The organism is Mycobacterium sp. NGS19 (assembly GCF_059813155.1).
Genome location: NZ_JCALEB010000003.1, coordinates 192,906 through 218,551, shown reverse-complemented (window position 1 = coordinate 218,551; position 25,646 = coordinate 192,906). Strand labels below are relative to the sequence as shown.

At 68.2% G+C, this 25,646-nt stretch carries 21 protein-coding genes; 14 read left to right on the top strand and 7 right to left on the bottom strand.

Annotation, left to right across the window (positions count from 1 at the left end; all coding sequences use genetic code 11):
* Positions 1-50 precede the first annotated feature (50 nt).
* Positions 51-791, top strand: a complete 741-nt coding sequence (sepIVA, locus tag AC5Y4N_RS10830) for a cell division protein SepIVA (protein ID WP_499908035.1) — start codon at positions 51-53, stop codon at positions 789-791.
* Positions 792-802: 11 nt separating this feature from the next.
* Here the strand turns inward: sepIVA and AC5Y4N_RS10825 are convergent, their stop codons facing one another.
* The 4 genes from AC5Y4N_RS10825 to AC5Y4N_RS10810 all read right to left on the bottom strand — a co-directional run bounded on the left by AC5Y4N_RS10825 (position 803) and on the right by AC5Y4N_RS10810 (position 6,821).
* The gene (locus AC5Y4N_RS10825; RefSeq protein WP_499908036.1) at positions 803-2,638 is read right to left on the bottom strand and encodes a glycosyltransferase family 39 protein; all 1,836 of its coding nucleotides are present in this window, start codon (positions 2,636-2,638) and stop codon (positions 803-805) included.
* A 101-nt stretch (positions 2,639-2,739) separates the two neighbouring features.
* Positions 2,740-4,563, bottom strand: a complete 1,824-nt coding sequence (locus AC5Y4N_RS10820; RefSeq protein WP_499908037.1) for a glycosyltransferase family 39 protein — start codon at positions 4,561-4,563, stop codon at positions 2,740-2,742.
* 22 nt (positions 4,564-4,585) lie between these two features.
* Entirely contained in the window at positions 4,586-6,139 is a 1,554-nt protein-coding gene (locus tag AC5Y4N_RS10815; RefSeq protein ID WP_499908038.1) for a sensor histidine kinase, read from the bottom strand.
* Complete coding sequence (locus tag AC5Y4N_RS10810) at positions 6,117-6,821, bottom strand: response regulator transcription factor (RefSeq protein ID WP_499908086.1); 705 nt, start codon at positions 6,819-6,821, stop codon at positions 6,117-6,119. The genes AC5Y4N_RS10815 and AC5Y4N_RS10810 overlap by 23 nt, the downstream gene beginning before the upstream one ends.
* A gap of 211 nt (positions 6,822-7,032) precedes the next feature.
* Here AC5Y4N_RS10810 and AC5Y4N_RS10805 point away from each other — a divergent pair, with 211 nt between their 5' ends.
* A complete protein-coding gene (locus tag AC5Y4N_RS10805; RefSeq protein WP_499908039.1) occupies positions 7,033-7,596 on the top strand; it encodes a hypothetical protein in 564 nt (187 codons plus the stop codon).
* On the opposite strand, the gene AC5Y4N_RS10800 is transcribed toward AC5Y4N_RS10805, so the two are convergent.
* Complete coding sequence (locus tag AC5Y4N_RS10800; protein ID WP_499908087.1) at positions 7,593-8,573, bottom strand: YihY/virulence factor BrkB family protein; 981 nt, start codon at positions 8,571-8,573, stop codon at positions 7,593-7,595. The two genes, AC5Y4N_RS10805 and AC5Y4N_RS10800, sit on opposite strands and share 4 nt — an antisense overlap.
* 127 nt (positions 8,574-8,700) lie before the next feature.
* Here AC5Y4N_RS10800 and AC5Y4N_RS10795 point away from each other — a divergent pair, with 127 nt between their 5' ends.
* The 6 genes from AC5Y4N_RS10795 (at position 8,701) to smc (ending at position 15,207) form a co-directional block, all read left to right on the top strand.
* Complete coding sequence (locus tag AC5Y4N_RS10795) at positions 8,701-9,282, top strand: YceD family protein (protein WP_499908040.1); 582 nt, start codon at positions 8,701-8,703, stop codon at positions 9,280-9,282.
* On the top strand, positions 9,279-9,983 hold the full coding sequence (gene rnc, locus AC5Y4N_RS10790; protein WP_499940490.1) for a ribonuclease III: 705 nt from the start codon (positions 9,279-9,281) through the stop codon (positions 9,981-9,983). The genes AC5Y4N_RS10795 and rnc overlap by 4 nt, the downstream gene beginning before the upstream one ends.
* Positions 9,976-10,815 carry a DNA-formamidopyrimidine glycosylase gene (mutM, locus tag AC5Y4N_RS10785; RefSeq protein WP_499908042.1) on the top strand — a complete coding sequence of 280 codons (840 nt, stop codon included), beginning with the start codon at positions 9,976-9,978 and terminating at the stop codon, positions 10,813-10,815. Before rnc ends, mutM begins: the two co-directional genes overlap by 8 nt.
* 75 nt (positions 10,816-10,890) lie before the next feature.
* Positions 10,891-11,301: an OsmC family protein gene (locus AC5Y4N_RS10780; RefSeq protein ID WP_499908043.1), complete on the top strand. Its 411-nt coding sequence runs from the start codon at positions 10,891-10,893 to the stop codon at positions 11,299-11,301.
* Positions 11,294-11,569, top strand: coding sequence for an acylphosphatase (locus tag AC5Y4N_RS10775; RefSeq protein WP_499908044.1), 276 nt, complete (start codon positions 11,294-11,296; stop codon positions 11,567-11,569). Before AC5Y4N_RS10780 ends, AC5Y4N_RS10775 begins: the two co-directional genes overlap by 8 nt.
* A gap of 11 nt (positions 11,570-11,580) precedes the next feature.
* Positions 11,581-15,207, top strand: a complete 3,627-nt coding sequence (smc, locus tag AC5Y4N_RS10770; protein ID WP_499908045.1) for a chromosome segregation protein SMC — start codon at positions 11,581-11,583, stop codon at positions 15,205-15,207.
* Positions 15,208-15,252: 45 nt separating this feature from the next.
* Here the strand turns inward: smc and fni are convergent, their stop codons facing one another.
* Positions 15,253-16,290: a type 2 isopentenyl-diphosphate Delta-isomerase gene (gene fni, locus AC5Y4N_RS10765; protein ID WP_499908046.1), complete on the bottom strand. Its 1,038-nt coding sequence runs from the start codon at positions 16,288-16,290 to the stop codon at positions 15,253-15,255.
* A 28-nt stretch (positions 16,291-16,318) separates the two neighbouring features.
* On the opposite strand from fni, the gene ftsY reads away from it, so the two are divergent.
* The 6 genes from ftsY (at position 16,319) to AC5Y4N_RS10735 (ending at position 24,742) form a co-directional block, all read left to right on the top strand.
* Positions 16,319-17,605: a signal recognition particle-docking protein FtsY gene (gene ftsY, locus AC5Y4N_RS10760; RefSeq protein ID WP_499908047.1), complete on the top strand. Its 1,287-nt coding sequence runs from the start codon at positions 16,319-16,321 to the stop codon at positions 17,603-17,605.
* A gap of 252 nt (positions 17,606-17,857) precedes the next feature.
* Positions 17,858-19,276, top strand: coding sequence for an ammonium transporter (locus tag AC5Y4N_RS10755; protein WP_499908048.1), 1,419 nt, complete (start codon positions 17,858-17,860; stop codon positions 19,274-19,276).
* 5 nt (positions 19,277-19,281) lie between these two features.
* Positions 19,282-19,620, top strand: a complete 339-nt coding sequence (locus tag AC5Y4N_RS10750; RefSeq protein WP_499908049.1) for a P-II family nitrogen regulator — start codon at positions 19,282-19,284, stop codon at positions 19,618-19,620.
* 4 nt (positions 19,621-19,624) lie between these two features.
* Positions 19,625-22,108, top strand: a complete 2,484-nt coding sequence (locus AC5Y4N_RS10745) for a [protein-PII] uridylyltransferase (protein WP_499940488.1) — start codon at positions 19,625-19,627, stop codon at positions 22,106-22,108.
* Between the two features lie 10 nt (positions 22,109-22,118).
* Positions 22,119-23,666, top strand: a complete 1,548-nt coding sequence (gene ffh, locus AC5Y4N_RS10740) for a signal recognition particle protein (RefSeq protein WP_499910156.1) — start codon at positions 22,119-22,121, stop codon at positions 23,664-23,666.
* Entirely contained in the window at positions 23,663-24,742 is a 1,080-nt protein-coding gene (locus AC5Y4N_RS10735) for an amidohydrolase family protein (RefSeq protein WP_499910160.1), read from the top strand. The genes ffh and AC5Y4N_RS10735 overlap by 4 nt, the downstream gene beginning before the upstream one ends.
* Here AC5Y4N_RS10735 and AC5Y4N_RS10730 read toward each other — a convergent pair.
* On the bottom strand, positions 24,739-25,635 hold the full coding sequence (locus tag AC5Y4N_RS10730) for a D-alanyl-D-alanine carboxypeptidase family protein (RefSeq protein ID WP_499910164.1): 897 nt from the start codon (positions 25,633-25,635) through the stop codon (positions 24,739-24,741). The two genes, AC5Y4N_RS10735 and AC5Y4N_RS10730, sit on opposite strands and share 4 nt — an antisense overlap.
* Positions 25,636-25,646: the final 11 nt, after the last annotated feature.

Here is a 25,646-nt window from a genome sequence, read left to right as displayed (position 1 = left end):
CAGATGCTGCGGCGATCCCGGTCGCCGGTGACTAGGGCTGGAGGGTGGCCGTGTACCGAGTTTTTGAAGCGCTCGACGAGCTGAGCGCGATCGTCGAAGAGGCTCGCGGTGTGCCGATGACGGCGGGCTGCGTAGTTCCGCGCGGCGACGTCCTCGAATTGATCGACGACATCAAAGATGCGATCCCCGGCGAGCTCGACGACGCTCAGGACGTTCTCGATGCGCGCGACACGATGCTGCGCGAGGCCAAGGAGCACTCGGAGTCGATGGTGGCGACGGCCACCGCCGAGGCCGACTCGGTGCTCAACCACGCCCGCACCGAAGCCGATCGGCTGCTGTCAGACGCGAAGTCGCAGGCCGATCGCATGGTTGCCGAGGCCCGCGCGCATTGTGACCAGATGCTCGCCGAAGCGCGGGACGAGGCCAGCCGCATCACCGCCACCGCCAAGCGCGAGTACGAGGTGATGACCACCCGTGCCAAGAGCGAGGCCGACCGCCTGATCGAGAACGGCAACCTCTCCTACGAGAAGGCCGTCCAGGAAGGCATCAAAGAGCAGCAGCGTCTGGTGTCGCAGACCGAGGTGGTGCAGTCGGCGCGGGCCGAGGCCACCAGGATGATCGACGCGGCACATGCCGAGGCCGATCGGCTGCGCGGCGAGTGCGACATCTACGTCGACAGCAAGCTGGCGCAGTTCGAGGAGTACCTCAACGGCACACTGCGCTCCGTGGGCCGGGGCCGTCATCAACTGCGCACGGCCGCCGGGACTCACGACTACATGCAGCACGCCTGACCGCTGCCCGGTTACGGAGTCGCCGGCGAGAGCAGGTCGTACACCGTCGTCCCACCGATGTCCGTGGCGGCGAAGTGCTGCTGCACCCAGGTGGTGATTTGCGTAGCGCTGCCCGAGCGGCCAGCCGGACCGCCCATTCGGCCGGCGATGAAATAGTGGATCTGGCGCTCTGCCACGTACCGCTGGAACTGCTGCAGCGTCGGGGAGTTGTCGCCGCCGGTGAAGCCGCCGATTGCCATGATCGACGCCCCGGTCTGCAACTCGAGGCTGCTGGCGGTCATCGAGCCGACGGATGCTGCGGCCCAACGTGTTTGGCTGTTCACGAGGAGTTGGTTGAGCGCGTCATTGGTTCCCGAGTCTCCGGGGCCGCGACCGCTGGGACCGAAGTCACCGCTGACCGGGCCCGCGGTGGGCATCGGGCCGCCGTGCGACCGGCTGACCGTCGCGATCGCGTATGCCGCGGGCGCGGCAAGCCCGACCACCAGCGTCGCGGCGGCGACCATCACGGTCGCTTTTCCGAGCCGGTGCGCGCCGACCGCGAGCACCGCGGCGAGTGTGACCGATGCGGCCAGCACTACCCAGCGCAGCGGCGGCAGCCAGTCCGGTGTGCGGTGCAACAGGATGAACGCCCACACCCCGGTGACGGCGATCATGGCCGCCAAAATAGCTCTGGCCCAGGCAAATTCACGTCCTCGCCACAACTCGCGCACCGAGATGCCGATCAGTGCTGAGACCGCCGGCGCGAGTGCCACGGTGTAGTACGGGTGGATGATGCCCGCCATGAAGCTGAAGACCGCACCGGTGACCAGCAGCCACCCGCCCCACAGCAGCAGGCTTGCCCGCACCCGGGCAGTGCGGGGCGTGGTGGCGGTGAACCAGACGCCTGCGACCAGACCGATCAGGGCCGCGGGCAGCAGCCACGAAATTTCGGTGCCCATCGACTGGCCGAACAACCGGGTGATTCCACTGGGTCCGCCGAACATCGGACTGTTGCCGGCCGGCATGCCCTCGCCGCCCGCCACACGTTCGACCCCGTTGTAGCCCAACGCCAACTGAAGCAGGCTGTTGTCGGTCGAGCCGCCGATGTAGGGCCGCGAGCCGGCCGGCCACAAGCTCACCAACGCGATGAACCAGCCAGCCGATAACGCCATCGTCACGGCGCCAATCAGCAACTGCCACAACCGTTTCTGCACCCGGCCCGGCGCGGCGAACAAGAACACCAGTGCAAAGCCGGGCAACACCAGGGCGGCCTGCAGCATCTTTGTCAGAAACGCCAACCCGATCACCGCTCCGACCAACGCCATCCAGCGGGTCGCGCCCGACTCGATCGCCCGCACCATGAAGTACGCCGCGGCCGTCAGCAACAACACCAGCAGCGCGTCGGGATTGTTGTAGCGGAACATCGCTGCGGCGACGGGCGTGACAGCCAACACCGTGCCGGCGATCAGTCCGGCCGCCGCACCGTTGCATCGGCGCACCGCCGCGTACACCAGCGCCACAGCCCCCACTCCCATCAGTGCCTGCGGCAGCAGCATCGAAAACGAACTGAAGCCCAGCAGCCGCGCCGATGCCACCATCACCCACAGCGCGGCGGGTGGCTTGTCGACGGTGATCGAGTTGCCGGGATCCAGTGATCCGAACAGCCACGCCTTCCAGTCCTGGGTGCCGGCTTGCACCGCGGCTGCGTAGTAGTCGTTGGCCCATCCCGCTGAACCGAGGCCCCACAGGTACAGCACAGCGGTGGCAGCCACCAACACGAACAGCGCGGGGCGCTCCCAGCGCAGATGGCGTCGCGCGGGCGCGGTCTCTGCGGCACCAATCGTCATGCGGTCGTCGAGCAGGGTCATGCGGTGGCTCCCTGAAGTGGTTGGGCATTATGACTTCTATGGTCCCGGGGCGGTGTGGGCGGTCCGTGGGATGAAGCTATGCGCAGACTGTGACGTTGACGCTACGTCAGGTCGTACAGCGTGGCGCCGTCGATGGTCCGCGCCGGGAAATGAGCCGCCACCCATGCCGCGATGTCTGTTGCCTCATGGCTGCCGGTGGATGATCCGCGCATCGGGCGACGCATTCCGCTGTCGATGAAGTAGTGAATCTTCTTGGCAGCGACCATGTCCTGGAACTCGCGCAGAGTTGGCGAAGGATCGGTGCCGTTGAACCCGCCGACCGCCATCACCGGCGTTGCGCTGGCGAGTTGATATCCGGCGGCGTTCGACGAGCCGACTGTCGCAGCGGCCCAGGTGAATCGGTCCGCGTCCGCGGTGAGCGCAGCCACCAGCGCCGGCGACGGATCCGGTGAATCGAAAAGCCCGAATCTCGGCGATCCGCCGGACGGACCCGCACTCGGGATCGCGCCGTGGTGTGGCGTCGCGGCGGTCGCGACCGAGTATGCGGCCGGTGCGGCCAGGCAGGCGACGACGGCCAGCGCGCCGACACAGTGCGCCACTGTGACCGGTAACCGACCGGCCACCAGGACCAGCGCCGCTGCGCCCAACCCGGCAACCGCGATCCCGCCGCGCAGCCACGGCAGCCACCAGTCGGTGCGAGCAAGCAGCACGCATGCCAGCACGGTGGTGACCAGCAAAGTAGCGGAAAGTGTTGTGGCAGCGCGGATGTCATTACGCCGCCGCCAAAGCAACGGCGCGCCGATGCCGACGCCCGCGGCGACCGACGGCGCCAACGCGACCGTGTAGTACGGGTGGATGATGCCGTTGCTGAAGGACAGCACCGCGCCGGTGACCGCCAGCCAGCCGCCCCAGAGAATGCTGGTGCCCCGGATTGCGTCCGTGCGGGGTGCGCGCCGGGTGATCACCAGCGCGGCGACGAGGCAGATCACCGCAGCTGGAGTCAGCCACGCGATCTCGGTGCCCATACCGCGGTCGAACAGCCGCGCCCAACCGACGTCGTAATCGAGATTGCCCAAGCCGCCGGGCTCGTTGCCCGTGACTCTGCCGAAACCGTTGTAGCCCAAGGCGAGCTCCACGATGCTGTTGTGCTGCGAGCCGCCGATATAGGGCCGCCGATCCGCGGGCCAGAGCGTGACCAAAAGCAGGTACCACCCGCCCGAGACCAGCAGTGCAGCTCCTGCGGCCGCGGTGCGCGCCAGCCTCGTCCGCCATGGTGCGGGCGCGGTCAACAGATAAGCGGCCACGAATGCCGGCAGGACCAAAAACGCCTGAGCCATTTTCGCCAGGAACGCGCAACCGACGGCGACGCCGGCAAGCGGTAACCACCAACGGCTGCTGTGTTTTTCGCAGGCACGTTGCACACAGTAGGCAGCCGCCACCAGCAGCAGCACCAGCAGCGCATCGGGGTTGTTGTAGCGGAACATCAGTGTGGCCGCAGGCGTCACCGCGAGCACCGCCCCGGCCAGCAGGCCCGCGGTTGCGCCGTTGACGCGCCGCACCGCTGCATACATCAGTGCCACCGCAGCGACGCCCAGAAGGGCTTGCGGCGCAAGGATGCTCCACGAGCTCAGCCCGAAGATCCGCACCGATGCGGTGGTCACCCACAACGCGCCCGGTGTCTTGTCGACCGTGATCGCGTTCGCCGCGTCGCTGGAACCGAACAGGAACGCGGTCCAGCTTTGTGAACCGGCTTGTGCTGCAGCGGAATAGAAGCTGTTAGCCCAGCCGCTGGCCGACAAATGCCACAGGTACAGCACCGCGGTGGCGGCAAGCAGTACGACGAATGCCGCACGCTGCCAACCAAAGCGGGGCAAAGGCTTGGCGGGCGCCGCGTCGAGGGCAGGCCGCGCCGCGGTGAGCGTCATCCGTCCATCGTGGCGTCGGCCGCTATGCACTGGATTTGTCGCCGCTGTGGGGTGGCTGTGATCCCGGCAGCCGCACCGTGAACGCGGTATCGCCGGGAACGCTGCACACCTCGATGGTGCCGTGATGAGCCTTGACGACCGCCGACACGATGGCCAGGCCCAGCCCCGTGCTTCCCTCGCGCCGCGACCGCGACGTGTCGCCGCGCGCGAAACGCTCGAAGATCTCCGGCTGCAACGGCTCTGGAATGCCCGGCCCGTTGTCGGCGACGGTCAGCACCGCGCCGCCCGAATCGTCGCTCGACAGCGACGTCGTCACCGTGGTTCTAGCGGGAGTGTGCGTTCGGGCGTTGGCGAGCAGGTTGACGAGAACCTGCTGAAGCCGCGCCTCGTCGCCCGTGACCACCACGGGTTCTTCAGGCAGTTCCAGCGACCACTCGTGATCCGGCCCGGCGACGTGCGCGTCGGCGACAGCGTCGACCACCAGCTGAGACAGATCGACGGGATCGCGCCGCAGCGGGCGTCCGGTGTCCAGGCGGGCCAGCAGCAGCATGTCCTCGACGAGGTGCGTCATGCGCTCGGCTTCGGACTCGACACGGCCCATCGCATGCGCGACGTCTGAGGGCAGCACGTCGCGGCGGCGCTGGGCAAGTTCGGTGTAGCCGCGGATGGCGGCCAGTGGGGTCCGTAGTTCGTGGCTGGCGTCGGCGACGAACTGGCGCACACGCATCTCGCTGGCATGCCGAGCGGCGAGCGCGTCGGAGATCCGTCCGAGCATGCGGTTGAGCGCGGTGGCCAGCTGTCCGACTTCGGTGTTGGCGGCCGCCGGGTCGACCGCGAGCACACGGGTCGGCAGCGTTACTTCGCCGCGATCGAGTTCGAGGTCCGCGACGTCGCGTGCGGTGGCCGCGACCCGTGACACCGGGGCCAGCTGGTGGCGGATGATCACAATGCCGGCCACCGTCGCGGCGATCAGCGCAATGCCGGCGACGACTCCGAAGATCGCACCGACGGTGAGCAGCGTGTCGTCGACGCCGGTCATCGGCAAGCCGGAGACGATCACCGGGCCGCTGTGGGAGTGCCGCGCGACCACGCGGTAGCGGCCGAGCCCGTCGAGGTCGACGGTGACCGGACGGGAGCTGGGTGTGATCCCGGCGAGCTGCTGGGCCGCCGCCTGACTGATGCCTTCCCGGGCGCCACTGGGGGTGATGATGCCGGCGTCTTGCACATGCCCGTCGAGAACCACGGCACCGACCGTGCGAGTGGCCTGGCCAGGCGCATCGAGAAACACCGGGCCGGGACCGGCGTGCGGCTGGAATCGTGGTGAGCGCCTGGGGAATCCGGGCGGCGGGGGAGGTGGCGGCCCGAGATCGAACAGCGCCGAGGAGCGTCGGCCGGCATCGATCACCTGCTCGTCGAGCTGGCCCATCAGAAACCGGTGCAGCGCAAGCTCGGTGCCCGCGCCGATGCCCACGCAAACGAACCCCAGCAGGGCCACGACGGTGACGAGAAGCCGCGTCCGCAACGACCATGCGCGCGGGCGAAGCCAACGCTTGTCAGTCGGCAGGTTTGAGGACATATCCCGCACCGCGCAGCGTGTGGATCATCGGTGCACGACCGTTGTCGATTTTCTTGCGCAAGTAGGACACATAAAGCTCGACGATGTTGGAGCGGCCGCCGAAGTCGTAACTCCACACTCGATCGAGGATTTGCGCCTTGCTCAACACCTTGCGGGCATTGCGCATCATGAATCGCAACAGCTCGAATTCGGTTGTGGTGAGCGGGATGACGTCGCCGCCACGGGTGACTTCGTGGCTGTCTTCGTCGAGAACGAGGTCGCCGACGACGATTTTCGCGCCGCTGCTTTCGGTGGCGACCCCGGTGCGGCGAAGCAGCGCGCGCAGTCGCAGGACCACCTCCTCGAGGCTGAACGGCTTGGTGACGTAGTCGTCGCCGCCAGCGGTCAGTCCGGCGATGCGGTCTTCGACCGAATCTTTCGCGGTGAGCAGCAGCAGTGGCAGCCCGGGAATCTGGTCGCGGAGTTTGCGCAGCACGTCTAGCCCGCTCATGTCGGGCAGCATCACGTCGAGCACCACCACGTCTGGTGGCTGCTTGCGGGCGGCGGCGAGCGCGCTGGCGCCGTCACCTGCCGTGGAGACCGTCCAGCCCTCGTAGCGCAGCGCCATTGTCACGAGTTCGGCGAGCACGGGCTCGTCGTCGACGACCAGCACGTGGATGGGTCGGCCGTCGGCGCGGCGCATGACCACTCGGTCGTTGACCGCCGAGGGTGAGGTGTCGGACACGACCACGATTATCTTTGTCGCGTATTGGCGACCCCTGTGCCGACCCTATGCGCCCGCTGTGAAAACGCTGCGGTGCACATCCGATGCTGAACCGTCGCACAGTCAGCGCCTAAGTTTGCGGCGCACATTGGGACTCAGCGGGACCGACGGTTCGACGGGAAGGCTTGGTATGAGTTCGGACATCACCTCCACCGCGGCGCAGGAGCCGGTCTGGGGTGCTCCGCAGCAGGGCGGCTGGTCCAGAAAGCACACGCTGGCAGCCGTCGGCATCGCGGCGGTGATTGCGGCTTTCGGCGGCGCGGCGATCTACGCGGCGACAAGTGACGGTGCCGATGCGGCCGGTCCGGGGATGCGCGGGCCGGGTCCTGGTGGCCCCGGCTTCGGTCCGGGCGGCCCGGGGGGCTTCGGTCCGGGCGGCATGGGCCCCGGCGGGACCGGCCCGGGTGGTGCGCCCCTGCACGGGGAGTTCGTCGTCGCCGCCCAAAACGGAAGCTACACAACCGAACTCGTCCAGACCGGCGTTGTCACAGCGGTGTCCGACACGTCGATCACCGCCAAGAGCGCCGACGGGTTCACGCAGACCTATACGCTGGGCAGCCAAGCCGCGAATGGTCAAGTGGCAGTGAACGATACGGTCGTGATCCACGCGACAAAGGCGGGTGACACCGCCACCGCCAGCTCGGTGGCCGAGCCGAACCAGCCGGGACCGGGCGGACCGCGACGGCAACGTTAGTTCTGCTTTTCGGCTTCGGGCTTGGCTTCGGGGTGGAAGGATACCTCGATGTGCTCGAATCCCTTGGCCTGCTGGGCTTTTGCCTGCCCCGCATAGGTCTTGCGGTCACCGTGCGTCAATGACACGTCGTCGGTGAACGGTGTCAGCAGCGCGCGTGGATAAAGATGGTCGACGCGCACGGCGTTGATCTCGGCGCAGATGATCAGCGCGACGGACGTCAGGTACAGAAACGCAAGCAATCCCAGGACCAAAGCGAAGACGCCGTTGGTCATGCTGGCCGACTTCACCACGTGGGTCACGTAGAGAGCGCCGAAGGACTGTAAGAGCTGCCAGACGATGGCCGCGGTGATCGCACCGGGTGCGACCTGGCGGAAGGTCAGCTCTCGAGCGGTGGTCACCTTGAAAGCGACCAGGCACACCGCCGCGTTGAGCGCGACCGCCGCGACGATCACGGCAACCTTTCCGGCGATGCCCAGCACGGCGGACTCCCGGCCGAGCGCGGACAGCAGCGTCGCGCCCACCAGCGCCGAGCCGAGCAGAAAGAGCAACACGAGGCTGCGGACACGCGAGCGGATGGGGTCCGGACGCGCATGGCGCGGCACGGCCCAGACGGTGTCCATCGCGTTCTGCAGAGCTTGGCCGACGCCCAGGCCGCCGTAGAGGGCACCGGCGACCCCGACCACCACCGCGGTCGCTCCGCCGCTGAGGTGATGTGGCTCGCCGAGCTGATTGCCGATGACGGGGAACTGGCTCAGCGCCGAATGCACCACCTGGTCCTGGAGCTCGGGGTGGCCGGCCAAAACCACACCGAGCACCGTCGTCAGCAGAAGCAGCAGCGGAAACAGGGACACGAAGGCGTAGTAGGTGATGAGCGCGGCGAGGTAGCCGCCCTGGTCGTCGACGTACTTGTAGATGACCGCGATGACGAATCCGGCGGCGCGACTGCGCCGCTGTAGCCGATCCAGCCAGCTGACCATGCGCACTCCGGATGACGAGGGCGCGGATGCACCCGTTCGACGCACGTCATACCCGCTTTTGGCGGCGAAAACCCAGATCAGCCAGCGACCGGTGAGCGGCTGGGCAGCTCCGCCTACCATGGAAGCCATGGCCACGCAGTCGCGCGCGGCAATCCACCACACTCCCGGGTCGCCGCTCACCTTCGACGTTTCACGGCTTCCTCGGCGCCCCGGGTCGATGCAGCCGCTTCAACAGACCGTCTTCAGCCCGTTGCGCATCGGGCTGGACCTCATCGCCATCGTCGAGGGTGCGCCCCTGGAACTCGACCTGAAATTCGAGTCGGTATCCGAAGGCGTGCTGGTGACGGGCACCGTCAACGCGCCGACGTCGGGGGAGTGCGCGCGCTGCCTGACCGCGACCAGCGGCGACATCGAAATCCACTTCACCGAACTTTTCGCCTATCCCGACAGCACCACCGAGGCGACCACCGCAGAAGACGAGGTCGGCCACGTCATCGACGGCACCATCGACCTCGAGCAGCCGCTGATCGACGCCGTCGGGCTGGAGCTGCCGCTGTCCCCGGTGTGCCGGGACGACTGCCCCGGGCTGTGCGCGGAGTGCGGGGTGGCGCTCGCCGAGGCCGAACCGGGCCACCACCACGACCAGATCGATCCGCGATGGGCCAAACTCTCCGGGATGATGTCGGAAAAGACGCCGGATCGCCCGTGAGCCCCGCACGCGAGGAACTGATCGCTGCCCTGGGTGTCGACCTGCCCGACGACCTGCTGACGCTGGCGTTGACGCACCGCAGCTATGCCTACGAGAACGGCGGCCTGCCCACCAATGAAAGGCTGGAGTTCCTCGGCGACGCGGTGCTGGGGCTGACGATCACCGACGAGCTGTTCCACCGCCACCCGGACTGCTCGGAGGCCGACCTGGCCAAGTTCCGCGCCAGTATCGTCAACACCCGGGCGTTGGCGGACGTCGGCCGCGGCCTCACCGACCACGGGTTGGGTGCATACCTGCGGCTCGGCCGCGGCGAAATCAACTCCGGAGGCGCCGACAAGTCGAGCATCCTGGCCGACGCCGTCGAATCCCTCCTGGGCGCGGTCTACGTCGCCCACGGATTCGACGTCGCCCGCAAGACCGTGCTGCGGTTGTTCGGCGAGCTGATCGACACCGCACCCACATTGGGCGCCGGACTGGATTGGAAGAGCAGTCTGCAAGAACTCACCGCCGCGCGCGGCCTGGGCGCACCCACCTATGCGTTGACGTCGGCCGGCCCCGAGCATCAGAAGAAGTTCACCGCGAAGGTGGTGGTTGCGGGCACTGAGTACGGCGTCGGCGTCGGCCGGACCAAGAAGGAAGCCGAGCAGAAAGCCGCCGCGGCGGCGTGGAACGCGTTGGACGCGGCGTCACTGGATGCCTGAACTGCCCGAAGTCGAAACCGTCCGGCGCGGCTTGGCTTCCCACGTCACCGGCCGCACGATCACCGCCGTTCGCGTCCACCATCCTCGTGCGGTCCGCCGCCACGAGGCCGGTCCCGCCGACCTGACTGCGCGCCTGATCGGGCAACGCATCGTCGGCACGGGCAGGCGCGGAAAGTATCTGTGGCTCAACCTCTTTGACGAAACAGCGCTCGTCGTTCATCTGGGAATGAGCGGCCAGATGCTGCTCGGGCCCGTGCCCAAGACAGATCACGTACGGATCGCCGCACTGCTTGACGACGGCACCGCGCTGAGCTTCGTCGACCAGCGCACGTTCGGCGGCTGGATGCTGGCCGAGATGGCCGACGACGTCCCGGCGCCCGTCGCCCATCTGGCCCGCGATCCCCTCGACCCGCTCTTCGACCCCGACGCGGTCGTCAGGGTGTTGCGGCACAAAGACTCTGAGGTCAAACGCCAGCTGCTTGATCAGACCGTCGTGTCGGGCATCGGCAACATCTACGCCGACGAGGCGCTGTGGCGGGCCAAGGTGCACGGGGCGCGGGTGGCGTCGTCGTTGAGCCGGCCCAAGCTTCGGCTGATCCTCGACTGCGCCGCCGACGTGATGCGCGACGCACTGAAAGCCGGCGGCACATCGTTCGACGCGCTGTATGTCAACGTCAACGGCGAATCCGGCTACTTCGACCGGTCGCTGGATGCCTACGGCCGCGAAGGCACACCGTGTCGGCGCTGCGGTGCGGTGATCCGCCGCGAGAAGTTCATGAACCGCTCGTCGTTCTACTGCCCGCGCTGCCAACCGCGGCCGCGCCGCAGCTGACGCCGAAACGGTATTCCGCGTGGCCCGCACTCGCAGTTCTACGCGGCAGTTACCGTCTCGGGAAGGAGGAAGTAGATGACGCAACTGTGGGTCGAGCGCACCGGGGTACGCCGCTACACCGGCCGCAGCTCGCGCGGCGCGGAAGTGCTGGTGGGCAGCGAGGACGTCGACGGCGTCTTCACGCCCGGTGAGCTGCTCAAGATCGCGCTGGCGGCATGCAGCGGGATGGCTTCCGATCAGCCGCTGCGGCGCAGACTCGGCGACGACTACCGCGCCACCATCCGCGTCGCCGGACCGCCGGACCGCGATAAGGAGATCTACCCGCTGCTGGAGGAGCGCCTCGAAGTCGACCTCTCCGGCCTCTCCGACAACGAAACAGCCCGGCTGCTGACGGTGGTGAATCGGGCCGTCGAGCAGGTCTGCACAGTCGGGCGCACGCTCAAGCAAGGCACCACGGTCACCTTCGAGGTCGAGAACATTGGCTGACGCACGGTTGACAGCCTGGGTGCACGGCCGCGTGCAGGGCGTCGGCTTTCGGTGGTGGACCCGCAAACGCGCGCTCGAACTCGGCCTGACGGGCTACGCCTCGAACAAGCCCGACGGCCGCGTGCTCGTGGTGGCGCAGGGTCCGCGGGACTCATGCGAACGTCTACTGCAGCTGCTGCAAAGCGGCGACACGCCGGGCACCGTCGACAACGTGGTCGCGGACTGGACCGACGCGACAGAGCCGATGCACGGCTTCGTCGAGCGCTAGTCTCAGAGCCCGTGCACCTCAAGAGTCTGACGCTGAAGGGCTTCAAGTCCTTCGCCTCGCCGACGACTCTGCGCTTCGAACCCGGCATCACCTGCGTCGTCGGCCCGAACGGATCGGGCAAGAGCAACGTCGTCGACGCGCTGAGTTGGGTGATGGGCGAGCAAGGCGCCAAGACCCTGCGCGGCGGCAAGATGGAGGACGTCATCTTCGCCGGCACCTCGTCGCGCGCGCCGCTGGGCCGCGCCGAGGTGACCGTCACCATCGACAACTCCGACAACGCGCTGCCGATCGAGTACTCCGAGGTGTCGATCACCCGGCGGATGTTCCGCGACGGCGCCAGCGAGTACGAAATCAACGGCAGCTCTTGCCGTTTGATGGACATCCAAGAGCTGCTGAGTGACTCCGGTATCGGCCGCGAAATGCATGTGATCGTCGGCCAGGGCAAGCTGTCGGAGATCCTCGAGGCCCGACCGGAGGAACGGCGAGCCTTCATCGAGGAGGCCGCCGGCGTGCTCAAGCACCGCAAGCGCAAGGAGAAGGCGGTGCGCAAGCTCGACGCGATGTCGGCGAATCTCGGCCGGCTCACCGACCTCACCACCGAGCTGCGCCGCCAGCTCAAGCCGCTCGGCCGCCAGGCCGAGGTGGCCCGTCGCGCCCAGACCATCCAGGCCGACCTGCGCGACGCCCGGCTGCGACTGGCGGCCGACGACCTGGTGACACGCCGCAACGAGTTCGCCGGCGTAGGTGATGCCGAGGCCACCCTGCGCCGCGAACACGACGAGGCGACCGCACTACTCGAGTCGGCCACCGTCGAACTCGCCGCCCACGAACAAGCGGTGGCCACGCTGAGCGAACGCGCGGAAGCCGCGCAGCAGACGTGGTTTCGGCTGTCCGCGTTGGCCGAACGCGTCTCGGCGACCGTGCGTATCGCGACCGAGCGCGCCCAGTACCTCGACGAGGAGCCGCCGCGGGGCTCAGGCGTGGACCCCGACATGCTCGACGCCGAGGCCGACGAGGTGGCCGCCACCGAGTCGCGGCTGGTCGCCGAGCTCGACGAGGCCCGCGCGCGACTGCAAGAGGCGCGCACGCGGATGGCCGAGGCCGAGCGAGCGGCCGCTGCGGCCGAGCAAGCCCACCTGGCTGCAGTGCGCGCCGAGGCCGACCGGCGTGAGGGGCTGGCCCGCCTCGCCGGCCAGGTCGACACGATGCGCACTCGGGTGGAGTCGATCGACGAGGCCGTGGCCCGGCTGACCGGGGCCATCGACGAAGCCGCCGCCCGGGCCCAACAGGCACAGGCCGAATTCGAGACCGTCCAGGCCCGGGTCGGAGAGCTCGACCAAGGCGAAGTCGGCCTCGACGAGCATCACGACCGCTCGGTGGCGGCATTGCGGCTCGCCGACGAACGCGTCGCCGAACTTCAAGCCGCCGAGCGCGCCGCAGAACGCCAGGTCGCCTCGCTGCGCGCTCGCATCGAGGCGCTGGCGGTGGGGCTGGACCGCAAGGACGGCGCCAGCTGGATCCTCGAAAACCTAAGCGGCCCAGGGCTTTTCGGCCCGCTGGCCAACCTGGTCAAGGTGCACCACGGCTACGAGGCGGCGGTGGCGACGGTCCTGGGCGCGGCGGCTGATGCGGTGGCGGCTCAGGACGGCAAGACGGCCGCCGACGCGGTGGCGGCGCTCAAGGAATCCGACGGCGGACGGGCCACGATCGTCGTCGGTGACTGGCCGTCCCCCGCCGAGGCGCGGCCGATCGACCTGCCGCCGGGTGCCCGATGGGCCATCGACCTGGTGGAGGCGCCGGAGCGCTTCCGCGGCGCCGTGGCGGCGATGCTCTCTGACGTCGCCGTCGTGGATTCCCTGGATGCGGCCCTCGATCTGGTGGCGTCGCATCCGCGGCTGCGCGCAGTGACTTGCGACGGCGACCTCGTGGGCGCCGGCTGGGTGAGCGGCGGCTCCGACCGGCGTCCGAGCACGCTGGAAATCACCTCGGAGATCGAGAACGCGCGCGCCGAACTCGCGCGGGCCGAGAAGCAGGTGCACGAGCTGGGCGCTGCACTTGCCGGCGCACTGGCCGAGCAGTCCGCCCGACAGGACGCCGCCGAGCAGGCGCTGGCCGCGCTCAACGAGTCCGACGCGACGATCTCGTCGGCCTACGAGCAGCTGGGCCGGCTGGGGCAAGACGCACGCAGCGCCGAGGAGGAGTGGCGCCGGCTCACGCAGCAGCGCGCCGAATTGGAAGCCACCCGGGCCCGCACGGTCGAGGAGCTGACCGACCTCGAGCAGCGGCTCGCCAACGCGGAGCAAGTGCAAGAGCCTGTCGCCGACGACTCCGCAGAGCGGCAGGCCAGCGTGGCCGCCGCTGAAGCGGCCAGAGCGGTCGAGATCGAGGCGCGGCTGGCGGTGCGCACCGCCGAGGAACGCGTGAACGCCGTTCGGGGGCGGGCGGATTCGCTGCGCCGGGCCGCGGCCGCCGAACGCGAAGCGCGGATCCGGGCAGAGCGTGCGCGGGAAGCGCGCCGGAATGCAGCGGCGGTGGCGGCGGCGGTCGCAGAATCCGGCCGGCAGGTGGCGTTGCGCCTGGCACAGGTGGTCGCTGCTGCCTCACAGATCCGCGACGCACTGGCCGCCGAGCGGACACAACGCGCGACCGCGCTGTCGCAGACCCGTACGACGGTGACCGCGCTGACCGCCAAGATCGGCACGTTGACCGAGGCGCTGCATCGCGACGAGGTGGCCAAGGCCCAAGCCGCATTGCGGATCGAGCAACTCGAGGAGCACATCCTCGAACAGTTCGGCATGGCCGCCGAGGACCTCATCGCCGAGTACGGACCCGATGTGCCGCTGCCGCCGTCAGAGCTGGAGCTTGCGGAGTACGAGCAAGCCCGCGAGCGCGGCGAGCAGGTGAGCCCGCCGGCACCGATGCCGTTCGACCGGCCCACCCAAGAGCGGCGCGCCAAGAGGGCCGAACGAGAACTGGCCGAGCTGGGCCGCGTGAACCCGCTGGCACTCGAGGAGTTCGCCGCGCTCGAAGAGCGTTACAACTTCCTGTCCACCCAGCTCGAGGACGTCAAGGCCGCGCGCAAAGATCTGCTCGACGTCGTCGCCGACGTCGACGCGCGTATCGAGTCGGTGTTCGCCGAGGCCTACTACGACGTCGAGCGCGAGTTCCGGGTGGTGTTCGACGCGCTGTTCCCTGGCGGCGAAGGACGGCTGTTGCTGACCAACCCCGACGACATGCTGACCACCGGCATCGACGTCGAGGCGCGTCCGCCCGGCAAGAAGATCAAGCGGCTGTCGCTGCTGTCCGGCGGTGAGAAGTCGCTGGCGGCGATCGCCATGCTGGTGGCCATCTTCCGCGCGCGTCCCTCGCCGTTCTACGTCATGGACGAGGTCGAGGCCGCGCTGGACGACGCGAACCTGCGCCGGCTGATTGCGCTGTTCGAGCAGCTGCGGTCGCAGTCGCAGCTGATTGTGATCACACACCAGAAGCCGACGATGGAAGTCGCCGACGCGCTCTATGGCGTGACGATGCGCGACGACGGCATCACCCAGGTCATCTCGCAGCGGCTGCGGGGGCAGGAGATCCCGGCGGGGCAGGAGCGCAGCGACCGGGGGGAATCCGTGGTGACCGCGGGCTAGTCCTCACGTAGTGCAGGTCGGCACTCGCACCTCCTCTGCAAAACGTCAATCTCGCGACACGCCGATCTGCCGCAGATCCGCCAAATCGCTTGCTCCGCAACCATGTAGGCAGATTCGCAACTCGTCGACGAAGCGTGTCAGCCACTCCAGCGCCGCCGACGCCGATGCGATCGCCGGCGCCAACAGCGGGCGCGCCACCGCGACCACGTCAGCTCCCAATGCCAGCGCCTTGGCGGCATCCATGCCGGAGCGGATGCCGCCCGACGCCACCAGTGCAATGTCGGGCAGTGCCCGCCGCACCTGCACGATTGCGTCCGCTGTCGGCACGCCCCAGTCGGCGAGCTCCGGGTGACGCAGCTCGCCGTACCGGACGTACTGCTCCACCCGCGACCACGATGTCCCGCCCGCGCCGGCGACGTCGATGGCCGCGACAGGCAGCTCGCCGGGTGCCCGCAGCAATTCGGCGACCGCCGCCGCTCCGAGGCCGTGGCCGACTTCTTTGAGCAGAATCGGATATCCGAGCGCTGCCGACACGTCGCGCAGCCTGTTGACCGAACCGGAGAAGTCGGTGTCGCCGCCGGTTTGCATCGCCTCCTGCAGCGGATTGGTGTGGACGGCCAACGCGTCGGCGCCCACCCGGTCCAGGGCTTTGACCAGATCCGGCAGCGTCGACTTGGTCAGTTGGGAAAGCCCGATGTTGCCGATCAGCAGGACGTCGGGCGCGACGTCACGGACGTCGAAGCTCGCGGCGGCCCGCTCGCCCAGGGCGCTGTCCAGCATGATCCGTTGCGAGCCGAGCATCATCCCGATGCCGAGTTCCGCAGCGGCCGCGGCCAGGTTGCGGTTGATGGTCCCGGACAGCTCGGCGCCGCCGGTCATGGCGCCGACCAGCACGGGCGCACGCAACGAGGCCCCCAGGAAGCCGGCCGACAGGTCGATTTGGCTCAGGCTGGTCTGCGTCAACGCGTTGTAGGGCAGCCGGTAGCGCTCGAGTCCGGTGGTCAGGCTGCCGTTGTCGACGTCCTCGGTCAGGCAGACGTCGATGTGTCTGCGCTTGCGCCCGGCCATCCCAGCGGAAGTCATCACCGCGCGCCCTTGGTTGAATGGCCGGGTGGGAGAAGGTCTGTGGATAGCACTCGCTGTCGTTGCCGTTCTGCTGGTCGCCGCGCTGGTGGTGGGGCTGCTGCTGTACCGGCGCCGACGGATCACATTGTCACGTTCAGACACTGCCACACAGATCGACCGCTCCGGCGGCTATACCGCAGCATCGGGGATCACGTTCACCGAATCGTCAGCGACTGACCTCAAGGAGCGCGCGAGCCCCAGGCCCACGGTCGAGGAGGTCATACCGCCGCAGCCGCCCGTCGAGCCCACGGTCGAAAGACCCGCGCCGGCTCCGGTCGTGGAACCGGTCGACACGCCCCCTGCACCGCCTGTCGGCGAAGAGACGGTAGCGCCGCCCGAGCTGGAGACCATCGCCCCCACCGAGGGCCGGCTCGAACGGTTGCGCGGACGACTTTCCAAGTCGCAGAACGCAATTGGCCGCAGCATGCTTGGTCTGCTGGGAGGCGGCGACCTCGACGAGGACTCGTGGCAGGAAGTCGAGGACACCCTTCTGGTTGCCGATCTGGGACCGACCGTCACCGAATCGGTGGTGTCGTCGCTGCGGTCCCGGTTGGCCAGCAGCACTGTGCGCACCGAGGCCGACGCCAGGGCGGTGCTGCGCGAAGTGCTGATCACCGAGCTGCGCCCAGAACTGGACCGCTCGATCAAGGCGCTGCCGCACGCCGACGCCCCGTCGGTGCTGCTGGTGGTCGGCGTCAACGGCACCGGGAAGACCACCACCGTCGGCAAGTTGGCGCGAGTGCTGGTAGCCGACGGCAGACGTGTGGTGCTCGGCGCCGCCGATACGTTCCGCGCCGCGGCGGCCGACCAGTTGCAGACGTGGGCGTCACGGGTCGGCGCGCATGTGGTCCGCGGCGCCGAGGGTGCCGACCCGGCATCGGTGGCGTTCGACGCGGTGGACGCCGGCATCAAGGACGGCGCGGACGTCGTCGTCATCGACACCGCAGGGCGGCTGCACACGAAGACCGGGCTCATGGACGAGCTCGGCAAGGTCAAGCGGGTGGTCAGCCGCCGAGCTCATGTCGACGAGGTGCTCCTGGTGCTCGACGCGACCATCGGTCAGAACGGGTTGGCTCAGGCCCGGGTGTTCGCCGACGTCGTCGACATCACCGGCGTCGTGCTGACCAAACTCGACGGCACAGCCAAGGGCGGCATCGTGTTTCGCGTGCAGCAGGAACTCGGTGTGCCGGTGAAGCTGGTGGGGCTCGGCGAAGGGCCCGACGATCTGGCGCCGTTCGAGCCGGCCGCTTTCGTCGACGCGCTGTTGGGCTGAGGTGCCCTCGTTTCCCGCCGAGCAGACACCAAGTCGCATGGATCCGGTGCCGGTAATGCGATTCCGCGTCTGGTCGGCAAGGCAAGCAAAGGCCGCGTAACACCGCGGAAACCGCGACCGCCTATCCGTTCACACGAGCGAAACACCGCAGCGTCCTCGACGAAACAACCACTGCGCATTGTCTGAAGCCGACGGTCGGATGCCTCGGCGGCCAGCGGGGTCGCAGGGCTTCGGCGAAGGAGGAAGCTGCGAGTGGCTGATTTCCCGCTAATGGGTGTGCCGGACGCCGGTGACACCGCTTGGATGCTGGCCAGTTCGGCGCTTGTCTTGCTGATGACGCCCGGGCTGGCCTTCTTCTACGGCGGCATGGTGCGCGCCAGGGGGGTGCTCAACATGATCATGATGAGCATCAGCGCGATGGGCGTCGTCACCGTGCTGTGGGTTCTCTACGGCTACTCGCTGGCGTTCGGCAACGACGTCGGCAATATGTTCGGCAGCCCGTCGACGTTCTGGGGTCTGCACGGGCTCATCGGTGCGAATGCCACCGCGCCCGATGCCGCCGGCGCCGGCGGGGTGCCCATCCCGGTTGCGGGCACCATTCCGCAGACCGTGTTCGTGGCGTTCCAGCTGATGTTCGCGATCATCACCGTGGCGCTGGTGTCTGGTGCCGTAGCGGATCGCTTGAAATTCAGCGGCTGGCTGCTCTTCGCGGCTCTGTGGTCGACGGTCGTGTATTTCCCCGTGGCGCACTGGGTGTTCGACTTCGACGTCAAGAACACGGCCGGCGACATCGTCCACCACGGCGGGTGGATCGCGAACAAGCTGCAGGCCATCGACTTCGCCGGTGGTACCGCGGTGCACATCAACGCCGGTGCGGCCGGCCTGATGCTGGCGATCGTCCTGGGCAGGCGCCGCGGCTGGCCCGGCACGCCGATGCGGCCGCACAACCTGCCGTTCGTGATGCTCGGGGCCGGGCTGCTGTGGTTCGGCTGGTACGGGTTCAACGCCGGTTCAGCATTGTCCTCAGGAGGCCTTGCCGGGTCCACGTTCGTCACCACCACCATCGCCACGGCCGCCGCGATGCTCGCGTGGTTGCTCACCGAGCGCATCCGCGACGGCAAGGCGACCTCGCTGGGCGCCGCGTCGGGCATCGTGGCCGGCCTGGTCGCGATCACTCCGTCCTGTTCGTCGGTCAACGTCTTGGGCGCCATCGTGGTCGGCCTGTGCGCAGGTGTGTTCTGCGCGTTGGCCGTTGGCCTGAAGTTCCGGCTCGGGTTCGACGATTCGCTCGACGTCGTCGGTGTGCACCTGGTCGGCGGCCTGGTCGGCACCCTTCTCGTCGGCTTCCTGCTGGCGCCGGAATCAGGAGCCGCGGCGGCGGTCGGCCGTACCGGCTTGTTCTACGGTGGTGGATGGGACCAGCTGTGGCGCCAGGCGGTGGGTGCTTTCTCGGTTATGGCGTTCTCCGCGATCGGGGCGGCTATCTTGGCGTTGATCGTGAAGTACACGATCGGTCTGCGCATCAACGAAGAGGATGAAGTGAACGGTATCGATGAGGCCGAACATGCCGAAACCGCATACGATTTCGCCAGCCTCGGCACAGGCTCTGCGTTGAGTGCCGCTGGCGTGGGCGGCAGTTCGATCATCGGGCGTCACGGGGCGGAGGTTTAGGACACATGAAGCTGATCACCGCGATCGTCAAGCCGTTCACTCTCGAGGACGTCAAAACCGGTTTGGAACAAACCGGAATTCTCGGAATGACGGTGAGCGAGGTGCAGGGCTACGGCAGACAAAAGGGCCACACCGAGGTCTACCGCGGCGCTGAATACTCCGTCGACTTCGTTCCCAAGGTGCGCGTCGAAGTGCTTGTCGACGACTCGGCCGTCGACAAGGTGGTGGACATCATCGTGCAGGCTGCACGCACCGGCAAGATCGGCGACGGCAAGGTGTGGGTGAGCCCCGTCGAAACGGTGGTCCGGGTGCGCACAGGGGAGCGGGGCGCCGACGCGCTGTGAGTGGATGACACCGCACACGCCTGATCCCGCTGCCGAAACACCCCAGCCTTCGGCAGCGGGATCACCCCGCCCCGCAAAGGATTTGGTCGCTGCCACGCAGCAGCTCTTGGCCGGCGGACCGCGCCATCTCGACTCCGCCGCACTGCGCGACGCTCTCTCGGACTTACACGAGTTCTGGCTGACCACCAAGGCAACCGAAATCGGTATCACCGACACGAGCGGCTTCGCGATCGTGGCTACCGGCGGCCTCGGCCGTCGTGAACTGCTGCCGTATTCGGACCTCGATCTGATGTTGCTGCACGACAACATGCCTGCCGATGACGTCAGCAGGGTCGCCGATCAACTGTGGTATCCGTTGTGGGACGCCAACATTCGCATCGACCACAGCGTGCGCACGGTAGCCGAGGCGCTGCACGTGGCCGGCGACGACATCTCGGCCGGGTTGGCGATGCTCGAGGCGCGCCACATCGCCGGCGACGCCGAGTTGTCGAATCTGCTCGTCGGCGGCGCACGACGACAGTGGCGCACCGGAATCCGTTCTCGTTTCGATGAACTCGTCGAGCACACGCATGCGCGCTGGCAACGCTTCGGTCAGATCGCACACCGCGCCGAGCCCGACCTCAAAAGCGGCCGCGGGGGACTGCGCGACGTGCAGTTGCTGAATGCGCTGGCAATCGCACAGCTGGCCGACCACTATTCGAGCCGAAACTCGGACGGCCCCAGCGGTTCACTGGCCGGGGCGCATCTGGCGCTGCTCAATGTCCGCACCGAGCTGCACCGAGTTTCGGGGCGAGGCCGCGACCTGCTGCTGGCTCAGTACGCCGACGAAATCGGTGCGGCGCTGTGCATCGGTGACCGCTTCGACCTGGCCCGCATGCTGAGCGACGCGGCCCGCACCGTCAGCTACTACGTCGACGCGGGATTGCGCACAGCGGCGAATGCGTTGCCACGCCGGGGACTTTCGGTGTTACGTCGTCCGGTACGCCGACCTCTCGACGAAGGGGTCGTCGAGTTCGCCGGCGAAGTGGTGCTGGCCCGCGACGCCCGCCCCGAACGCGACCCGGGGCTGATCCTGCGGGTCGCGGCCGCCTCGGCCATCACCGGGCTGCCGCTGGCCGGTTCGACGCTGAGCCGGCTGGCCGACGCGGCCCCCGAGTTGCGAACTCCCTGGCCACGCGAGGCGCTCAACGACCTTTTGGTCCTGCTCGCCGCCGGGCCCACGGCAGTGGCAACCATCGAGGCACTGGACCGGACGGGCTTGTGGGGCAGGCTTTTTCCAGAGTGGGGAGCTGTGCGCGACTTGCCGCCTCGCGACATCGTGCACACCTGGACGGTCGACCGGCACCTCGTCGAAACCGTCTCGAAGGCAAGCGCTTTCACCACCCGGGTATCGCGCCCGGATCTTCTGTTGCTCGGTGCGCTGCTCCACGACATCGGCAAAGGCCGCGGCGGAGACCACAGTGTGATCGGCGCCGAGTTGGCCACCCAGATCGGCACCCGGCTGGGACTGTGGCCGTCGGACGTGGAGGTCTTGTCGAAAATCGTGCGCTTCCACCTGCTGCTGCCCACCACGGCCACCCGCCGTGACCTGCAAGACCCGGACACCATCACCTTCGTGGTAGACCGGCTCGACGGCGACCCGCTGCTGCTCGAGCTGTTACACGTTCTCGCCGAAGCGGACTCGCTGGCCACCGGACCCGGCGTCTGGGGCGACTGGAAGGCGCTGCTGATCGGTGACCTGGTGCGCCGATGCCGCACGGTGATGGCAGGCGAGCCGCTGCCGCACGCGGATCCGATTGAACAGCAATATGTTTCGCTTGCAGCCGACGGCAAGGTGCACGTCGAGCTGAGACCCGGCGACGGCGATCACATCTTCAAGGTGACCATGGTGGCGCCCGACCGCCGGGGTCTGCTGTCCAAGGAAGCCGGTGTGCTGGCGCTGAACTCGCTGAGCGTGCATTCTGCGTCGGTCAACAGCCACGAGGGCTCGGCAATCAACACGTTCGTCGTCTCTCCGCACTTCGGCGCACCCCCGGCGGCGGAACTGCTGCGTCAGCAACTCATCCAGGCGCTCGACGACGATTTGGACGTGATCGGCGCGCTGGAACAGCGCCACCACGAGGCCACCCGGTACGGGACGGGCCGGGCCGGCGAGGCGCTGGCTGCGGTGCCCGCCAACCAGGTGCCGGCACCGCCGCGGATCCTGTGGCACGACGGCAGCACACCCGGTCAGCTGCTGGTGGAGATCCGCTCCACCGACCGGGCCGGCCTGCTGGCTGTGCTCACCCGCGTGTTCGAAAAAGCAGGCGTCGACATCGCGTGGGCCAAGGTGACGACATTGGGCTCGTCGGTGGACGACGTATTCGGCGTGGTGGCGCCGCCCCTGGTCGGCGGGGATGTCGACGGTCTGCGGCAGGCGCTGGAACGCGAGCTGCTGGCCGTGCTGCCGCATCCGCCGCCGCAGAAGCCGGCGGAGCACGCCAGCTAGGCTGGCCCACGTGTTCGAAACCCTGTCAGACCGGTTGACCGGTGCTCTGCAGAACCTGCGCGGCAAAGGCCGGTTGTCCGACGCCGACATCGACGCCACCACCCGCGAGATCAGGCTCGCACTGCTGGAGGCGGACGTCTCGCTGCCGGTCGTGCGCGCCTTCGTCGCACGCATCAAAGAGCGCGCCAAGGGTGCGGAGGTCTCCGCCGCACTGAACCCGGCCCAGCAGGTCGTCAAGATCGTCAACGAGGAATTGATCGCGATCCTTGGCGGCGAAACCCGCCGGCTGGCCTTCGCCAAGACACCGCCCACGGTGATCATGCTGGCCGGCTTGCAAGGCTCCGGTAAGACCACGCTGGCCGGCAAACTTGCGAAATGGCTTAAGGGACAAGGCCACACACCTTTGCTGGTGGCATGCGACCTGCAGCGGCCAGGCGCGGTCAATCAGCTCAAGATCGTCGGCGAGCGAGCGGGAGTGCAGGTGTTCGCACCGCACCCCGGCACATCGGTGGAAGGCGCGGCGCAGGCCGGTCCGGGCGACCCGGTGGCGGTCGCGGCGGCGGGGCTGGCCGAGGCCAAGGCCAAGCTCTTCGACGTGGTGATCGTCGACACCGCGGGTCGCCTCGGCATCGACGAGGAGCTGATGGCGCAGGCCGCTGCCATACGCGATGCCGTCGACCCCGACGAAGTGTTGTTCGTGCTCGACGCGATGGTGGGCCAGGACGCCGTCGCGACGGCCGAGGCGTTCCGCGAGGGCGTCGGCTTCACCGGGGTGGTGCTGACCAAACTCGACGGCGACGCCCGCGGCGGCGCGGCGCTGTCGGTTCGCGAGGTCACCGGCGTGCCGATTCTTTTCGCGTCCACCGGTGAGAAGCTCGAGGACTTCGACGTCTTCCACCCCGATCGGATGGCCAGCCGGATCCTGGGCATGGGCGATGTGCTGAGTCTGATCGAGCAGGCCGAGCAGGTCTTCGACGCCCAGCAGGCCGAGGCCGCAGCCGCCAAGATCGGCGCGGGCGAGCTGACGCTCGAGGACTTCCTCGAACAGATGCTCGCGATCCGCAAGATGGGACCGATTGGCAACCTTCTCGGGATGCTGCCCGGAGCCGGCCAGATGAAAGAGGCACTGGCCGCGGTCGACGACAAGCAGCTGGATCGCGTGCAGGCGATCATTCGCGGCATGACACCCGAGGAACGGGCCGACCCGAAGATCATCAACGCGTCACGGCGGCTGCGGATCGCCAACGGCTCGGGTGTCACCGTGGCGGAGGTCAACCAGCTGGTCGATCGGTTCTTCGAGGCGCGCAAGATGATGTCGCAGATGGCCGGCCAGATGGGCATGCCGGGCTTCGGGCGCAAGAGTTCCCGAAAGGCCAAGGGCGGCAAGGGAAAGAAGGGCAAGAAGGGACGGGGTCCCACTCCGCCGAAGGTCCGCAGTCCGTTGGGCATGCCGGCGGGCTTTCCCGACCTGTCGCAGATGCCGCCCGGTCTTGACGAATTACCGCCCGCCTTGGCGGATTTGGACCTGTCGAAGCTGAACTTCCCCGGCAAGAAGTGACGTCACGCCTGCATGTGCGGGGGCGCGGCCTGCCCGACGGCGAGCCGGTCGAGTGGTGGATCGTCAACGGCCAGTTGAGCGCTGAGCCGGTAGCGGAAGCGGACACCGTGTTCGACGGCGGCTGGATTCTGCCCGGGCTCGTCGACGCGCACTGCCACGTCGGGATCGGTGCGGACGGACCCGCCGACCTCGACGAGGCGATCATGCAGGCGGAGATCGAACGTGGCGTCGGCGCGCTGCTGCTGCGTGATTGCGGCTCGCCTCTCGACACCCGCAGCCTCGATGACCACGCCGACTTGCCGCGCATCATCCGCGCCGGGCGTCACCTCGCTAGGCCCAAGCGGTATAGCCGCGGACTGGCGCTCGATCTCGAGGACGAGACGCAGCTGCCGGAAGCCGTTGTGGCACAGGCCCATTGGGGCGATGGCTGGGTGAAGCTGGTCGGTGATTGGATCGACCGGTCGATGGGCGATCTGGCGCCGCTGTGGTCCGACGACGTGCTGAAAAAGGCAATCGATGCCGCGCATGCGGTGGGCGCCCGGGTCACTGCGCATGTGTTCGGCGAGGATGCGCTGCCAGGGCTGGTCAATGCGGGAATCGACTGCATTGAACACGGCACCGGGATCACCGACGACGTGATCGATGCAATGGTCTCGAACGGCACGGCGCTGGTACCGACGCTGATCAACATCGACAACTTTCCCGGAATCGCCGACGGCGCAAGTAAATACCCGGTCTACGCCAAGCACATGCGTGACCTCTACGCGACCAGCCGCCAACGGGTGGCGGCCGCCCGGGAGGCCGGTGTGCCGATCTACGCGGGCACCGATGCAGGATCGATGGTGGCCCACGGGCGGATCGCGGACGAGATCGACGCGCTCAAGGGCATCGGGATGAGTCCCACGGACGCGCTCGGCGCGGGCTGCTGGAGTGCGCGGCGATGGTTGGGCCGGCCGGCACTAGAGCACGGCGCGTCAGCGGACTTGATCTGCTTCGCCGAGGATCCCCGCACCGGCGCGGCCGTGCTGAGTGCACCTGACGTGGTGATCCTGCGCGGCCGCGCCTTCGCCGCTTAGAGCGGGCCGATCCCGCTCTGCTGGCTCTGCGCGAAACCCCAGTCGAACAGGCTCATCGCCTGGTCCCAGTAGGTGGGGCCGCCATCTTTGACCAGTCCGTACATCAGCGAGATCACCAGACGTCGGCCGTTGCGCTCGGCGGCGGCGACGTAAGTCTTGCGGGCCGCGTTGGTGAAGCCCGTCTTGCCGCCGAGCGTGCCGGGGTAGCGCTGCAGCAGCTGGTTTTCGTTGACGATCTGCACGGCGCCGTTGTCACCGGGGAACATCGCCGACGGTTGGGCGGTGATCATCGCGAACACCGGATTGGCCATGGCCGCACGGAAGATGATGGCGAGGTCGCGTGGGGTGGTCCAGCCGGAACCGCCCGGCCCGTCGAGTCCCGACGGGGTGGCGGCATGAGTGGCGGTGGCGCCGATCGCGGCGGCTTTGGCGTTCATCTTGGCCACTGCGGTGTCGAACCCGCCCAGCATGTCGGCCAGCGTGTTGGCGGCGTCGTTGCCCGATACCAGCAGAATCGCGTCGAGCAGCTGGCGGGCGGTGTAGGTGCGGCCTCGCTTGATGCCCACACAGTTGCATTCCACGTCGGTGTCGGCGACGGTCGCGGTGACCGTATTGCCCAGGCCCACTTCGTCGAGGGCGGTCAGTGCCAGCAGCGTCTTGATGGTGCTGGCCGGTGGATGGGGCACGTCGATGTCGCGGCCGGCGAGCACCTGACCGGAGTCCATGTCCGCGACAATCCAGGCCGGCGCCGGGCCGGTTGGCACGACGGCTGTGCCGGGCGGTTGCACGTCGGAGTCGGCCTGGGCGACCGGTGCCGCGAGGGCGAAGAAGGCGACCACGAGGGCTGCGAACCATCGAGCCGATGAGCGCTTGCGCGAAGAGCAAACAGTCATGGCGCGTGAGC